At 68.3% G+C, this 15,318-nt stretch carries 13 protein-coding genes and 1 pseudogene; 8 read left to right on the plus strand and 6 right to left on the minus strand.

Going from position 1 to position 15,318, the window contains the following annotated elements; translation table 11 throughout:
* Positions 1-158: 158 nt before the first annotated feature.
* Positions 159-1,076, minus strand: coding sequence for an SDR family NAD(P)-dependent oxidoreductase (locus CLV01_RS01365; protein ID WP_017406887.1), 918 nt, complete (start codon positions 1,074-1,076; stop codon positions 159-161).
* 207 nt (positions 1,077-1,283) lie between these two features.
* Between CLV01_RS01365 and CLV01_RS01370 the strand changes: the two genes are divergently transcribed.
* From CLV01_RS01370 to CLV01_RS01405, 8 genes are all read left to right on the plus strand, one after another.
* The gene (locus tag CLV01_RS01370; protein ID WP_099732531.1) at positions 1,284-2,189 is read left to right on the plus strand and encodes an FAS1-like dehydratase domain-containing protein; all 906 of its coding nucleotides are present in this window, start codon (positions 1,284-1,286) and stop codon (positions 2,187-2,189) included.
* 30 nt (positions 2,190-2,219) lie between these two features.
* A complete protein-coding gene (locus CLV01_RS01375; protein ID WP_012202137.1) occupies positions 2,220-3,386 on the plus strand; it encodes an acyl-CoA dehydrogenase family protein in 1,167 nt (388 codons plus the stop codon).
* 149 nt (positions 3,387-3,535) lie between these two features.
* Positions 3,536-4,738 carry a CaiB/BaiF CoA transferase family protein gene (locus CLV01_RS01380; protein WP_099732530.1) on the plus strand — a complete coding sequence of 401 codons (1,203 nt, stop codon included), beginning with the start codon at positions 3,536-3,538 and terminating at the stop codon, positions 4,736-4,738.
* 41 nt (positions 4,739-4,779) lie between these two features.
* Complete coding sequence (locus CLV01_RS01385) at positions 4,780-6,144, plus strand: MmgE/PrpD family protein (protein ID WP_099735017.1); 1,365 nt, start codon at positions 4,780-4,782, stop codon at positions 6,142-6,144.
* 103 nt (positions 6,145-6,247) lie between these two features.
* The gene (locus tag CLV01_RS01390) at positions 6,248-7,255 is read left to right on the plus strand and encodes a tripartite tricarboxylate transporter substrate binding protein BugD (RefSeq protein ID WP_013800091.1); all 1,008 of its coding nucleotides are present in this window, start codon (positions 6,248-6,250) and stop codon (positions 7,253-7,255) included.
* 23 nt (positions 7,256-7,278) lie between these two features.
* Complete coding sequence (locus tag CLV01_RS01395) at positions 7,279-8,151, plus strand: HpcH/HpaI aldolase/citrate lyase family protein (protein WP_099732529.1); 873 nt, start codon at positions 7,279-7,281, stop codon at positions 8,149-8,151.
* Between the two features lie 186 nt (positions 8,152-8,337).
* Entirely contained in the window at positions 8,338-9,405 is a 1,068-nt protein-coding gene (locus CLV01_RS01400) for a Bug family tripartite tricarboxylate transporter substrate binding protein (RefSeq protein ID WP_099732528.1), read from the plus strand.
* Between the two features lie 138 nt (positions 9,406-9,543).
* Positions 9,544-10,089: a hypothetical protein gene (locus CLV01_RS01405; RefSeq protein WP_012202143.1), complete on the plus strand. Its 546-nt coding sequence runs from the start codon at positions 9,544-9,546 to the stop codon at positions 10,087-10,089.
* A gap of 650 nt (positions 10,090-10,739) precedes the next feature.
* Here the strand turns inward: CLV01_RS01405 and CLV01_RS01415 are convergent.
* The 5 genes and pseudogenes from CLV01_RS01415 to CLV01_RS01435 form a co-directional block, all read right to left on the minus strand.
* Positions 10,740-11,150, minus strand: coding sequence for a Rap1a/Tai family immunity protein (locus CLV01_RS01415; protein WP_012202145.1), 411 nt, complete (start codon positions 11,148-11,150; stop codon positions 10,740-10,742).
* A gap of 38 nt (positions 11,151-11,188) precedes the next feature.
* Positions 11,189-11,641 carry a PaaI family thioesterase gene (locus CLV01_RS01420; RefSeq protein ID WP_043783107.1) on the minus strand — a complete coding sequence of 151 codons (453 nt, stop codon included), beginning with the start codon at positions 11,639-11,641 and terminating at the stop codon, positions 11,189-11,191.
* Between the two features lie 26 nt (positions 11,642-11,667).
* Positions 11,668-12,665 (minus strand): annotated as a pseudogene (locus CLV01_RS01425) (tripartite tricarboxylate transporter substrate binding protein).
* Positions 12,666-12,685: 20 nt separating this feature from the next.
* Positions 12,686-14,266: a class I adenylate-forming enzyme family protein gene (locus CLV01_RS01430; RefSeq protein WP_099732526.1), complete on the minus strand. Its 1,581-nt coding sequence runs from the start codon at positions 14,264-14,266 to the stop codon at positions 12,686-12,688.
* Positions 14,267-14,287: 21 nt separating this feature from the next.
* A complete protein-coding gene (locus CLV01_RS01435; protein ID WP_012202149.1) occupies positions 14,288-15,256 on the minus strand; it encodes a Bug family tripartite tricarboxylate transporter substrate binding protein in 969 nt (322 codons plus the stop codon).
* Positions 15,257-15,318 lie beyond the last annotated feature (62 nt).

Genomic DNA, 15,318 nt, shown 5'->3' on the forward strand with positions numbered 1-15,318 from the left:
TCAGTGGTTGATTGCGCTGGCGCGCTTCAACCCTCGCAACTGGCGCGGCCCGACTCAGGGACACCGAGGAAGGGCCGCCCCGCACCGAGGGTGTCGTCCCCCTCCCTCGCGAAGCGAGTAGAGAGGGGGAAGGCGCGTAGCGCCTCAGGGGGTGTCGTTCAAACAGGATCCCAGCTGAACACGTCGGCGGATCGGTCCAGCGGCACGAACGATGCCTTGAGCGCAGGCATGCCGTGCTCGGCAATGAACTGGGGCGACCAGCCCTCGCTGCGGTGCACCGAGCGCAGCGGGCGCGGCTGGCTCATGACGAAGATCTCGTTGTTGCGCACGGCGAAGACCTGGGCGTTCACGTCGCGGGCCGCGTCGGACAGCAGGTAGACGGCCAGCGGGGCGATCTTGTTGGGCGTCATCTGCTGGATCTTGGCCACGCGCGCCTGCTGCTCGGGCGTGTCGGTGGGGATGGAGCCGATCATGCGGCTCCAGGCGAACGGCGCGATGCAGTTGGAGCGCACGTTGAACTTCTGCATGTCCAGCGCAATGGACTTGGACAGGGCCGTCAGCCCCAGCTTGGCGGCGCTGTAGTTGGCCTGGCCCAGGTTGCCGATCAGGCCCGAGGTCGAGGTCATGTGCACGAAGGCGCCGCTTTCCTGCTCCTTGAAATGGTTGGCGGCCGCGCGGCTCATGTAGTAGCTGCCGTACAGGTGGACCTTGATGACGGCGTCCCACTCGTCCAGGCTCATCTTGTGGAAGAACCGGTCGCGCAGGATGCCGGCGTTGTTGACCACGCCGTCGATGCGGCCGAAGCTGTCCACGGCGCACTGCACGATGCGGGCCGCGCTGGCGGCCTCGGCCACGCTGTCGGTGTTGGCCACGGCCTGGCCGCCTGCGGCCTTGATCTCATCGACCACCTTCTGCGCCGGGCCGGCGTCCGTGCCCTCGCCCGTGGTGGAGGTGCCGATGTCGTTGACCACCACCTTGGCGCCCTCGGCCGCCATGGCCAGCGCCATGTCGCGCCCGATGCCGCCGCCGGCACCCGTCACCACCACTACCTTGTCCTGCATCATTTTCTGCGCCATGGCCTGTCGTCCCCGTTCAGTGTTCGTTGGAAAGAAGTCGGGACCAAGGATGCCGGCAAACGCTGCACCGCGCCATTCGCCAATCACAAGGGCGGACTTCGCGGGAATGAAAGCAGGGGCGGACAGGCCGCGCCGGCCCAGCCTTCAGCGCGGCCAAAGGCTTGCTTAAGAAAACGCGGATTGCGGGCCGCCGCGCTTGCACCGACCATGGCGGCCATGACAGACAAGCAAGCTACCGACACCCTCGACGCCGCCGCGCTGGCGCATCTTCAGTCCTGGCAGGGCCGCAGCGAAACCCTGGCAGACAGCATCACTGCCGCGCCCGTGGCCGCGCTGTCGGCCACGCTGGACCGGGAAGACCCTGAGCCCGCCGACGGCACGGCGCTGCCGCCGCTGTGGCACTGGATGTACTTCCTGCCCCATGCACGCCAAAGCGAGATCGGCCCCGACGGCCACCCGCGCCGTGGCGGCTTTCTGCCGCCCGTGCCGCTGCCGCGCCGCATGTGGGCCGGCGGGCGCCTGCGCTGGGAGGCAGGCAACGCGCTACAGGTAGGCCAGAAGGTGCAGCGCCGCTCCACCATCGGCTCGGTCAGCCACAAGAGCGGCCGCTCGGGCGAGTTGCTGTTCGTGCTGGTCGAGCATGCCTACAGCAACGACCAGGGCCTGGCGCTGACCGAGGAGCACGACATCGTCTACCGCGCCGCTGCCCAGCCCGGCGATCCCGCGCCCACGCCGCAGAAGCCGCCGCTGGACGGCCAGCAAGCCTGGTCGCGCACCATCGTTCCCGACGACGTGCTGCTGTTCCGCTACTCGGCCCTGACCTTCAACGGCCACCGCATCCACTACGACCGCCGCTACGTCACGGGCGTGGAGGGCTATCCGGGCCTGATCGTGCACGGCCCGCTGATCGCCACGCTGCTGCTGGACCTGCTGCGCCGCGAGCTGCCCCAGGCGCGCGTGCTGTCCTTCGAGTTCAAGGCCGTGCGCCCCACCTTCGACCTGCATGCCTTCAGCGTGCACGGCAAGCCTTCTGCGGACGGCAAGACCGTCGAACTCTGGGCGCAAGACCACGAGGGCTGGCTGACCATGACCGGAAAAGCCACCCTGGCCTGAGACCCCTGAACACCGAGCCTTGAGACCACCATGATCGAACACACGCTTTCCAACAATTTCCCCGAAATCCGCGACGCCATCCGTGCGCTGTGCGCCGAGTTCCCCGACGAGTATTTCCGCAAGATCGACGAGCAGCGCGCCTATCCCGAGACCTTCGTGGACGCGCTGACCAAGGCCGGCTGGCTGGCCGCGCTGATCCCGCAGGAGTACGGCGGCTCGGGCCTGGGCCTGACCGAGGCCAGCGTGATCATGGAAGAGATCAACCGCTGCGGCGGCAACTCCGGCGCCTGCCATGGCCAGATGTACAACATGGGCACGCTGCTGCGCCACGGCTCGCAGGCGCAAAAGGAGAAGTACCTGCCGCGCATCGCCTCAGGCGAATGGCGCCTGCAGTCCATGGGCGTGACCGAGCCCACCACGGGCACGGACACCACCAAGATCAAGACCAGCGCCGTCAAGAAGGATGGCCGCTACGTGGTCAACGGCCAGAAGGTCTGGATCAGCCGCGTGCAGCACAGCGACTGGATGATCCTGCTGGCACGCACCACGCCGCTGGCCGAGGTGAAGAAAAAGAGCGAGGGCATGTCCATCTTCATGGTGGACCTGGCCGAGGCGCAAAAGAGCGGCCTGACCGTGCGCCCCATCCCCAACATGGTCAACCACGAGACCAACGAGCTGTTCTTCGAGAACCTGGAAATCCCCGAGGAGAACCTGATCGGCGAGGAAGGCAAGGGCTTCAAGTACATCCTGGACGGCCTCAACGCCGAGCGCACGCTGATTGCGGCCGAATGCATTGGCGACGGCTACTGGTTCCTGGACCGCGTGACCAACTATGTGCGCGACCGCAATGTGTTCGGCCGCCCCATCGGCCAGAACCAGGGCGTGCAGTTCCCCATTGCCGATGCCTTCATCGAGGTCGAGGCCGCCAACCTCATGCGCTGGAAGGCCTGCGAGATGTTCGACGCCAACCAGGCCATGGGCGCCCAGGCCAACATGGCCAAGTACTTGGCGGCCAAGGCCAGCTGGGAGGCGGCCAATGCCTGCATCCAGTTCCACGGCGGCTTCGGCTTTGCCTGCGAATACGACGTGGAGCGCAAGTTCCGCGAGACGCGCCTGTACCAGGTGGCGCCGATCTCCACGAACCTGATCTATTCCTACGTGGCCGAGCACATCCTTGGTCTCCCCCGCTCGTTCTGAAATGGAAAACCCCCTGAGTCGCTTCGCGCCTTCCCCCTGGAAGGGGGACGACAGCCTCGCTGCGGGGCGGCCCTTGCTTGCTGTCCCTGGCTTGGAGCGCGCCAGTTGGTCGGGTCGTGGGTTTCGCCAAAGTGCAATGGATTTCCAAGATGAAAAAGCAAAGTCTTCGGCCGCTTGACGGCACCACCGTCGTCTCGCTGGAACATGCGGTGGCCGCACCGTTTTGCACGCGCCAGCTGGCCGACTTGGGCGCGCGCGTGATCAAGGTCGAGCGGCCCGGCAGCGGCGACTTTGCGCGCGGCTATGACCAGCGCGTGCAGGGCCAGTCCTCGCACTTCACCTGGATCAACCGCAGCAAGCAGAGCCTGGCGCTGGACCTCAAGCAGGACGAGGCCATGCAGGCGCTGCTGCAGCTGCTGGAGGGTGCCGACGTGCTGGTGCAGAACCTGGCGCCCGGCGCGGCCGCGCGCATGGGCCTGTCCTATGCGGCGCTGCGCGAGCGCTTTCCGCGCCTCATCGTCTGCGACATCAGCGGCTACGGCGCTGACGGCCCCTACCGCGACAAGAAGGCCTACGACCTGCTGATCCAGAGCGAGGCGGGCTTTCTCTCGGTCACGGGTACGCCCGAGGTGCCGTCCAAGGCCGGCATCTCGGTGGCCGACATCGCGGCCGGAATGTATGCGTACACCAACATCCTGTCGGCCCTGCTGCTGCGCGGGCGCACGGGCGAGGGCAGCCACATCGACGTGTCCATGCTGGAGGCGCTGGGCGAGTGGATGGGTTACCCCATGTACTACGCCTTCGACGGCGCGCCGCCGCCGCCACGCACCGGCGCCTCGCACGCCAGCATCTATCCCTACGGGCCGTTCGAGGCCGGTGACGGCGGGACGGTGATGCTGGGCCTGCAAAACGAACGCGAGTGGAAGCTCTTTTGCGAACAGGTGCTGCTGCAGCCCGCGCTGGCCACGGATGCGCGCTTCGACAGCAATGCGCGCCGCAACGCCAACCGCGAGGAGCTGCGTGCGCTGATCCTGGGCGTGTTCAACGCGCTCGATGCCGCCCAGGTGGTGCAGCGGCTGGATGCGGCCGGCATTGCCAATGCGCGCGTCAACGACATGGCCGGCCTGTGGGCCCATCCCCAGCTGGCCGCGCGCCAGCGCTGGTGCAGCGTGGACACGCCGGCCGGTCCGGTGCAGGCGCTGCTGCCCCCCGGTGCCAACAGCGCCTTCGACTACCGCATGGAGGCCGTGCCCGCCGTGGGCGAGCACAGCGCCGCCATCCTGGCCGAGCTGGGCTGGAGCGCCGAGCGCATCAGTGCCCTGTGCCCGCCCCCGGGAAAAACCGCCCCCTGAAACCAGGGCGCATGCCCAAGAATGCGCCGGAGACCCAACCCATGAAAAACGACACCCAAGTGAGCATCCATCCGCTGGCCCAATTCGCTGCCTCGCTGCGCTGGGACGACGTTCCCGCCGCCGTTCAGCAGCGCGCCGAAGACCTCTGGGTGGACTGGTTCGGCTCCGTGCTGGCAGGCCAGGGCGCGCGCCCCGTGCAGAGCATCACGCGCTTTGCGCTGTCCCAGGGACCGGCGCAGGGGCCTAGCGAGATCCTGGGCAGTGCCGACACCACCTCGCCCATGATGGCGGCCCTGGCCAATGCTGCGGCCTCGCATGTGGCCGAGCAGGACGATGTGCACAACGGCTCGGTCTTCCACCCCGCCGCCGTGGTCTTCCCGCCCGCGCTGGCCGTGGCGCAGAGCATCGGCGCCAGCGGCGCCGAGCTCATGGCCGCCTGCGTGGCCGGCTACGAAGTCGGCATCCGCGTGGGCGAGTTCCTGGGCCGCAGCCACTACCGCATCTTCCACACCACGGCCACGGCCGGCACCCTGGCCGCCGCGGCCGCCGTGGGCCGGCTGCTGGGCCTCACGCCTGCGCAGATGCAGCATGCCTTCGGCTCGGCCGGCACGCAGTCGGCAGGGCTGTGGGAGTTCCTGCGCACGGGCGCCGACAGCAAGCAGCTGCACACGGCGCATGCGGCCGCTGCGGGCCTGATGTCGGCCTACCTGGCCCGGGACGGATTCACCGGTGCGCAGGACATCTTCACCGGGCCGCAGGGCCTGGCGGCAGGCATGTCCACGGACGCCGATCCCACGCGCCTCACGGACGGCATCGGCACGCGCTGGGCCACGGCCGAGACCTCGTTCAAATGGCATGCCTCCTGCCGCCACACGCACCCGGCCGCCGACGCGCTGCTGCAGGTCATGCAGGACCACGGCCTGGCCCCCGCCGACCTGGCGCAGGTCACGTGCCACGTGCACCAGGGCGCCATCGACGTGCTGGGCCCCGTGGTCGATCCCGGCACGGTGCACCAGAGCAAGTTCTCCATGGGCACGGTGCTGGCGCTGGCCGCGCGCCACGGCCATGCGGGCCTGGACGAGTTCGACAACGAATACCTGGCCGCCACCACGGTGGCCCTGCGCGAGAAGGTGGGCATGGTGCTGGACCCTGAGGTCGATGCCGCCTACCCGCAGCGCTGGATCGGCAAGGTCACCGTGCTCACCACCGATGGCCGCACGCTGCACGGCCGCGTGGAAGAGCCCAAGGGCGATCCGGGCAACACGCTGTCGCGCGGGGAGATCACGGCCAAGGCGCTGCGACTGATCGCCTATGGCGGTGCCCTGCAGGACGACCCCGCCCAGGCCGCTGTAGCGCGGCTGTGGCAGATCGCGCACTGGCCGCGCGTGCAGCGCCTGCTTGACTGAGTTCTTGACTGAGTTTTCGCGCCGGCCCCGGCTGGCGAATCCATGGGAAAGGCGCCGCCACAGAGCGCCTCCCGCTTCCACCAAAGTGCACAGGAGACAAACCATGCAACGCACCACTTCTTTCCGCCGCCGCCTCGTTTACGCAGCGGCCGCTGCCTGCGCCCTTGCCGCCGGCGGGACGACCACCGGCGCCCTGGCTGCGGCCTGGCCCGAGAAGCCCGTCGTCCTCGTCGTGCCCTACAGCGCTGGCGGCCCCACCGATGTGGTGGCGCGCCTGCTGGCCGTGCCCATGGGCCAGGTGCTGGGCCAGAGCGTGCTGGTCGAGAACACCGTGGGTGCGGGCGGCACCATTGCGCCCAACCGCGTGGCCAAGGCCAAGGCCGACGGCTACACCATCCTCATCCACCACATGGGCATGGCCACGGCGCCTGCGCTGTACAAGAAGCTGCCCTATGACCCGCTCAAGGACTTCGAGTACATCGGCCAGGTGCTGGACGTGCCCATGACCCTGCTGTCGCGCAAGGACTTCCCGGCCAACAACTTTGCCGAGCTGCTGGACTACGTGAAGAAGAACCAGGAGAAGGTCTCGCTGGCCAATGCCGGCATCGGCGCCGTCTCCCAGCTGTGCGGCATGCTGTTCATGCACCAGGCGGGCGTCAAGCTCACCACCGTGCCCTACAAGGGCGCAGGCCCGGCCATGAACGACCTCATGGGCGGCCAGGTGGACCTGCTGTGCGACCAGACCACGCAGACCGTGCCCGTGATCAAGGACGGCCAGCGCGCCAAGGTCTTCGGCGTGACCACGCCCAAGCGCCTGTCCTCGCTGCCCGACATCCCCACGCTGGACGAGCAGGGCCTCAAGGGCTTTGACGTCAAGGTCTGGCACGGCATGTACGCGCCCAAGGGCACGCCCAAGGAGGTGGTCATGGCCATCAACAAGGCGCTGAACGTGGCCATCAAGGACGAGAACGTCAAAAAGCGCATCGCCGAACTCAGCTCCGACCTGGTCACGCCCGACAAGGCCACGCCGGAAGGCCTGCGCACCCACCTGCAGGCCGAGGTGGCGCGCTGGGACAAGGTCATCAAGGCCGCAGGCGTCTCGGCCGAATAAACCGCTCTCCCAAGGACATCCGCATGCACGATCTGGCGCGACAGGCCACTTCCTTTCTCTTCGTCCCCGCCACGCGGCCCGAGCGCCTGGGCAAGGCCCTGGACAGCGGCGCCGACATGGTCATCGCCGACTGGGAGGACGCCGTGGCCCCGGCCGACAAGGACGGCGCCCGCCAGGCGCTGGCCCAGGCCGTGGGTGCGCTGCAAGGCCCGGCCCGTGCCCGCCTGCTGGTGCGCATCAACGCCGAAGGCACGCCCTGGCATGCGGATGACCTGTGCGCGCTGGCGCAGTTGGTGGAGCAGGGCGTGGCCGGCGCCATGGTCTCCAAGGCCGAGCACGCCCAGACCCTGCATGCGGTGGCCCAGGCTGCGGGCGCACGGGCAGCCGTGCTGCCCCTCATCGAAAGCGTGGCCGGCCTGGACGCGGCCGACGCCCTGGCTGCCGCGCCCCAGGTGGTGCGCCTGGCCTTCGGCCACCTGGACTTCCAGGTCGACGCGGGCATGGCCTGCGAGCAGGGCGAGGAAGAGCTGCTGCCCATGCGCATGGCCCTGGTCCTGGCCTCGCGCCGCGCCGGCATCGGCGCGGCCGTGGACGGCGTGACGGTGGACACGCGCAACCCCGAGCGGCTGGCCCAGGACGCGGCACGCGCGCGGCGCATGGGCTTTGGCGGCAAGCTGTGCATCCACCCGGCCCAGGTGCAGCCCCTGCACGCCGTCTTCGACCCCGATGCAGCGGCCGTGGCCCACGCGCAGCGCCTGCGCCAGGCCCTGGCCGAGGCCGGAGGCGGCGTCTGCGTGCTGGACGGCCGCATGGTCGATGCGCCCGTGCTCAAGCAGGCCGAACAGGTGCTGCTGCGCCATGCCTGGGCGCAACAGAGATCTGCAGCACGATCTTGATGAAAATGAGACTGAAAGGCCGTTTTGCGCCAAGAATTTTCTGATTCTGGCGCAAGCATCCAATGATTTCCCTGATGGTGAATCCATCTGCCTCGAATACGCTTGGCCAACTCGATTGATTTCGAGACGGCGGTTTCTTGATCCGGTGTCTCCGTCCATGGTGGCACCCAGGCAAAGGAGCGTGTGATGGCAGTGATCTCGGGGACGGCATCGAACAGCGGATTCAACGGCCAATTGAATGACCGACTTGATGACCGAATGGATAACCGATTGAATCGGCGCCAGGCGCTGGCCCTGGCGGCCGGCGCCGTGGCGGCAGGGCCCGCCAGCGTGCTGGCGCAGGCCGGCTTTGCCACACGGCCCGTGCGCATCGTCGTGCCCTTTGCGGCGGGCGGCGCCACCGACGTGATTGCGCGCATCCTGGGCGAGCGCATGGCCCAGCAGCTGGGCCAGACCGTGGTGGTGGACAACAAGCCCGGTGCGGCCGGACTGATCGGCGGCGAGATGGTGGTCCGCTCCCCGCCCGACGGGCTCACCCTGCTGCTGGGCACCACCTCCACCATGCTCACCAACAAATACCTCTACAAGAAGACCGCCTACGACCCGCTGACCGACCTCACGCCCCTGTCGCGCGTGTGCATGGCGCCCATCGCCCTGGTGGTCACGGCCGACGTGCCCGCCACCAACCTGCGCGAATTCATGGCCTGGGCCCAGGCCAACGCGGGCAAGCTCTCGTATGGCTCCTACGGCATAGGCTCGCACGGCCACCTGGCCTGCGCCGTGCTCAGCGACATGGCCGGTGCCGGCATGGCGCATGCAGCCTACCGGGGCGAGGCGCTGATGGTGCAGGACATGCTGGGCGGGCGCATCCCCATCGGCATGGGCAGCCTGCTCACGCTCAAGCCCCACATCGATGCAGGCAAGCTGCGCGCCCTGGCCGTCACCGGCACGCGCCGCGTGCCCCTGCTGCCCGAGGTGCCCACCTTTGCCGAGGCCGGCTACCGCCACGAGGCCATGGAACTGTCCGGCTGGCTGGCCATCGCCGGCCCCAGGGGCCTGCCGGCCGACCTCACGCGGCAATGGGGCGAGATCTCCAACCGCGCCGTGGCCAGCCGCGAAGGCACGGCCCGCATCATCGCGGCCGGCTTCGTCCCTGTCGATGACGACAGCCCTCAGCGCTTCGGCAAGGCCTGGGCGCAAGAGGCTCCGGTCTGGGGGCGGCTGCTGCAGTCGGCGGGGGTGCAACCTGGCTGATGGCGCACAGCGGCCCTGGTTGCCCAGGGCTGCACTCATGCCCTGTGCTGTAATCGCCCCTCCTCAGGCGGCCCCGGTGGTGCAATGCCATGACGGGACAGCCCGTGGTTTCTCAAACATTCAAGAGAGGGTATTACCGTGAGTGCATTGGTCATCAAGGCCTGGAAGGCCAGCGAGCAACCCATAGACGACAAGGGCAACCACATTGCCATCACAGGCCGCGAAGGCGGCCTGGTCGCCTGGATCCTGTCCAAGGTCAACATCGATCCCACCACCACCATCCGCGTGGGCAGCGAGCGCCTGGAGTTCAGCAGCGCCTCGCTGTCGGGCACCCAGTCGCGCCTGATCCCGCTGCAGGGCATCTGCTCCACCTACTACGGCTATCACAAGCCCTGGAAGACGGCGCTGGGCATCGGTGCTCTGTCCCTGTTCATGGGCGGGTCCATGATGGCCCAGAGCTTTTTTGCAGGCCTGGTGGTCATGCTGATCGGCTGGGGCATCGCGGCCGTCATCTACTTCCTGAACCGTACCCTGACGCTGGGCTTCATCGAGAACAGCGGCGCAGTCAACGGCATCCAGTTCAAGCGCTCGGTGATCGAGAACATCGACATCACGCAGGAGCAGGCCAGGCAGGTCTGCGAACTGATGCAAAAGCTGATCGAGGCCAAGGAAAAGCGGCTCTGACCGCTTGAGTGAAAAGGAAAGCGCGGCATGCGCTTTCCTTGTGCGCGCCGCGATCTGGGGGCAAGACCCGGCGCGCGCTATTGGGCAGATGGGGAGCAGTCGGGCTCCACGTCCATGCCCAGCGGCAGGTAGTAGTGCTGCGCGCTTGCCCATCTTCCACTTGCCACCTGCTCACGCCACTGCACATGCAGGCCTTCGCGGGACAGGCAGTGATCCACCCGCGTCACCCCGGCCGATCCGGCCACCAGACAAGCAGGCGCTGCGGACCCAGCACCCGGACTCTCGCACCCTCGGCCAGTTGCAGGCCAATGAATCCCTCGGCGACGGGCGGCATGAACAACGCCGCACGTGCAGCCGCTGCAACAGCCTCCGTGTCCTTTTTGCCCTGGTAGCGCAGGATGCCACTTTCCGCCGGTTGGCCTGCGGTGACGCAGCATTCGGGTGTCTGGCTGGGCTCGGGCAAGAGACGGATGTAAGGCCGTGGGCCGTTGATGGCCGTGGTTCTTCCGATGACAGGTTGGCGGTATCGGGTCGGCGTGCATCCAGCAGACCCACAAGCCCTGCGTCAGGGGCTGCCTGCGCCAGTGCTGCGCCTGTCAGGCCGATGGTCAGCACCAAGCGCCGGATTTTCGGCCTCATGCGGGAGGGTTTCATTGAGGCCCAGCTTGGCAGGGAAACTGTTTGGCGAGAATGTCGGTGATGACGTGGGCAGCCCGAGTTGCGCGCTGTCTGGCATCCATGCTTCGCAAACTGCTGTGCAGCACCTCTGCCAGAGTGATGGTCTTGAGGTGCCGGTAGTCACACCAGGCCCGGCCTTCCGTTGCGTCGAGAACGCCGAGCAGGTACATCTCTGCATACCTTCTTTCCGGCACTTCCTTGCTCATGTAAGCCGAAAAGAATGCCTGCGCCGTCAGGTTGTTGTTCTCGATGATCAACCGCTGAGAGTCTGCCGTCGGGCGTGTCAACCGGGTGTCGGCGTGCGCACAGACCGATGTGCCGAGACCCCATGCCAAACAAAGCACGGAAATGGGCCGCAAGACCATGGCACGGATGCAGGTCATGGCCAAAACGCTCTGGTCAGGGACTGACACCTTGCGCCTCAGGCCTGAGCCCCGCCACGCGCCATCAGCTTGAACGTCCCCGTGGCCAGGGCCACCAGGGTGCCATCCTCGGAGCGCACTTCCCCGCGCGCGAAGCTGATGGAGCGGCCGCGCCGCTCGCAGTGGGCGGTGGCGATGAGATCGCCGCTGCCGGCCGAGACGTAGTGCAGCGTGAGGTCGATGGTAGCCACGCCGAAGGCCGTGGGGTCATGCGAGCGGCAGGCCGAGGCCAGGGCGCAGTCCAGCAGCGAGGCGATGGCGCCGCCGTGCACGTCGCCGCGGCTGTTGGCCTGGTCCGGTTGAAAGCCCATGCGGATCTGGGCGCGGTCCTCGCCAATGCGTTCACCGCTGAGCTTCATGGCGCGGGCCATGGGCATGGGCAGGCCGAAGAGGATGCCGGGCGCCTCGCCTTCGAAGGGGTTGGCCGGGTGGTCTTTGATGGGTGTATTCATGCGGGCAATCATCGCATCGGCATGACTCAATCCACCCGTGCACCTGTCGATTTGACGACAGTGGCCCAGCGCGTGATTTCCTTGTCGATATGCGCCTGCAGCGCCTCGGGCGTGGAGCCCACGGGCTCGTAGCCGCCGGCGGCCAGCTGGGCCTGCAGCGCGGGCTGGCGCAGGGCGGTGGCGATCTCGCGGCTCAGGCGCTGGGTGGCTTCGGCGGGCGTGCCGGCCGGCGCGATGGCGGCGTACCAGCCGGTCACGTCGAAGCCTGCGATGCCCTGCTCCTGGATGGTGGCCACCTCGGGCGCCAGCGCCGAGCGCTGCGGGCTGGTGACGGCCAGCGCGTGCATGCGCCCGCTGCGGATGTGGGCATGGAGGTGGAGATGCTGTCGAAGGTCAGGTCGATGTCGCCGGCCAGCATGGCGTTGACCACGCCCGCGCTGCCCTTGTAGGGCACATGGGTCATGCGCACGCCTGCCATGGAGCCGAAGTACTCGGCCGCAAGATGCCCCGTGTTGCCGTTGCCCGCCGAGCCGAAGGTGAGCTTGCCGGGGTTGGCCTTGGCGGCCTGGATGAGTTCCTGGATGTTCTTTGCCGGCAGCTTGCTGCTGGCCGCAACCACCATGGGCAGGTTGGCCACCAAAGACACGGGCGCGAAGTCGCGGCGGGTGTCGTAGGGCAGCTTGGGATAGAGGCTGTCGTTGATGGCATGGGCAGCCAGCACCATGAGCACGGTGTAGCCATCGGGCCTGGCGCGCGCCACGTATTGCGAGGCCAGCGTGCCGCCTGCGCCGGGCTTGTATTCCAGCACCACGGGCTGGCCCAGCTGCTGCTGCAGCTGCACGGCCAGAGGGCGGCCCAGCAGGTCGGCACTGCCGCCGGGTGGATAGGGAATGACCAGCTGTATGGGCTTGGCAGGCCAGGCCTCGGCAGCATGGGCGAGATGGGTGGCCGGGGCCAGCAGGGCGCAGGTCGCCAGGGCCAGGCAGGACAGCAGGCGGCGGCGCGGGAGTGGGTGCATGGGCATGGGCATGGGAGGACTCCGTTTCATGAAGAGGACAGGGCGCCGGCCTGGTACTGCTCGCGCAGCGCGCGCTTGAGCACTTTGCCGATCTCGCTGCGCGGCAGGCTGGCGGCCAGCCGCAGCTCGGCCACGCGCTGGGTCTTGCCCACGCGGGCGTTGAGCCATTCGCGCAGCTCGGCGGCCGAGGGTGTGGCATCGGGGCGCGCCACGGCGTAGGCCACGGGGGTCTCGCCCCAAGCATCGGAGGGCACGCCGATCACCGCGCATTCGGCCACCTGCGGGTGCTGCAGCAGCACGGACTCGATGTCGCTCGGGTAGACGTTGAAGCCGCCGGTGATGATCATGTCCTTCTTGCGGTCGCCCAGCACGATGAAGCCGTCCTCGTCCAGGCGGCCCACGTCGCCGCTGCGGATGAAGCGCAGGCCCTGGGCATCGAACCATTCGGCCTCCTGCGTCTTGTCGGGCAGGCGGTGGTAGCCGCTCATCATCCCGGCCGAGCGGCCCACGATCTCGCCCTGCTCGCCGGGCGGCAGTTCGCGGCCCTGCTCATCGATGAAGCGGATGTCGGCGCCCGGTCCCGGCCTCCCCACGGTGTGCAGCTTGTCGGGGAAGTCATGGCAGTGCAGCTCGCAGCGCACGCCGCCTTCGGTCATGCCGTAGTACTCGATGAGCCGTCCGGGCCAGCGGCGCAGCACCTCGGCCTTGAGCGCGGGATGGAACGGTGCGCTGGTGCAGAACTTGTGCCGCAGACGGTTCAGGTCGGCGCCGTCGAACCCCGGGCACTGCATCAGCCGCTGGTACTGCACGGGCACGAGCATGGTGTGGGTGGCACGGTGGCGCTCGGCCAGTTCCAGGTAATGCGCCGCGTCGAACTTGCGCATCAGCACCAGGGTGCCGCCCAGCCCCAGGGTGGGCAGGGCCGCGACCAAGGTGGTGTTGGAGTACAGCGGCGTGGCGCACAGCGAGACGGCATCGGGCCCGTAGCCGTTGTGGATGGCGCGCTGCACATGGGCCCAGCGCATGGCCCAGGACTGGACGATGCCCTTGGGCACGCCTGTGGTGCCCGAGGAGTAGATGACGTTGAAGGGCCAGTCGGGCTGGGGGTGGATGGGCGTGGGTGCCGTGCCATGGTCCGCTTCGTCCGCAGCCAGCCATTGCGACCACGGCATGCCGGCTTCGACAGCGCCGTCCAGGGCCACGCATTGCAGATCCTGTCCGGCCTGCAGCGGCCATTGCGCTGCGGTGTCCGCGTCGCGCAGCACCAGCCGGGCGCCGCAGTTGTCCAGCATGGCGCTCAGGTGGCCGGCGGTGGCCGACGGGGCCAGCGGCGCCACGGCCACGCCCGCGCGCAGCGCGCCCAGGAAGGCCAGCACGTACTCGGGCGAGCTGCCCGCGCAGATGGCCACCACGCCGCCGGGGCCCAGGCCCTGGCGTTGCAGGCGCAGGGCCACGCGGTCCATGCCCAGGCGCAGCGCGGCGTAGTGGAGGCTGCGGCCGTCCATGGCCAGGGCGGTGTGGCGGGGACGCTGGCTGGCCTGCAGCGCGACGAGTTCGGGCAGCGAGCCAAAGGGCTGGCGCAGCAGGGAGGCGATGTCTTCTTGCATGGGAGGGGCGAGTGGGGAGAACTATTCCAGCGACAGACCTGCGGCCTTGACGATCTGAGCCCAGCTCTTGCGTTCCTGGGCGATGAAGGCGTCGTACTCGGCCGGTGTCTCGCCACCGGGCACGCCGCCCAGGTCGGCAAAGCGCTGGCGCACCTCGGCCGTCTGCATGGCGCGCCGGGCCGACTGCTGGATGCGCTCGACCACGGCATCGGGCGTGCCGGCAGGGGCCAGCAGGCCGAACCAGGCCGTGACCTGCATGGGCACGCCGGCCTCGGTCATGGTGGGTACCTCGGGCAACTGGGCCGAGCGCGTGGCGCTGGTGATGGCCAGCGCGCGGAACTTGCCGCTCCTGATGTGCGGCATGGAGCTGGGCAGGTTGTCGATCATGTAGTCCACCTGCTGGCCCAGCAGCGCCGTGACCGCAGGCGCGGCCCCGGGAAAGGGCACGAGCGTGACCTCGATGCCGGCCTTCTGGCGGAACATCTCCGAGGACATGTGCGGCGACTGGCCCACGCCCGAGGTGGACACGTTCAGGCGCCGGGTCCTGGCCAGCTCCACCAGCTCGCGCACGCTGCGCACGGGCGAATCGGCATGGACCACGAGGATGTTGGGCACGGAGATCACATTGGTGATGCCGCGCAGATCGCTTTCCTTGTAGCTGAGCTGCTTGTACAGGCTGAAATTGATGGCCACCGGGCCGATGTTGCCCATCAGCAGCGTGTAGCCATCGGGCCTGGCGCGCGCCACCTGGGCCGTGCCGATGCTGCCGCCGCCACCGCCCTTGTTCTCCACCACCACCGAGGTGCCCAGGTCCTTGCCCATCTTCTCGGCCAGCACGCGCGCGGCAATGTCCGTGGTGCCGCCAGCGGCGGCCGGCACCACGATGGTGATGGGGCGTTCAGGCCAGGCCGCCGCCAGCGCGGCGGCAGGAGCCAGGGAGAAAAAAGGCAAAGCGGCCAGCAGGGCCAGCAGGCTGCGTCGGACGGTCATGGGCAGTCTCCAGTTCACTGCCCGCAACGATAGAAAACCCTGGGCCCCAGGGCACCAGGGTT

Source organism: Delftia sp. 60, assembly GCF_002754395.1.
GTDB classification, from domain to species: Bacteria; Pseudomonadota; Gammaproteobacteria; order Burkholderiales; family Burkholderiaceae_C; genus Comamonas; species Comamonas acidovorans.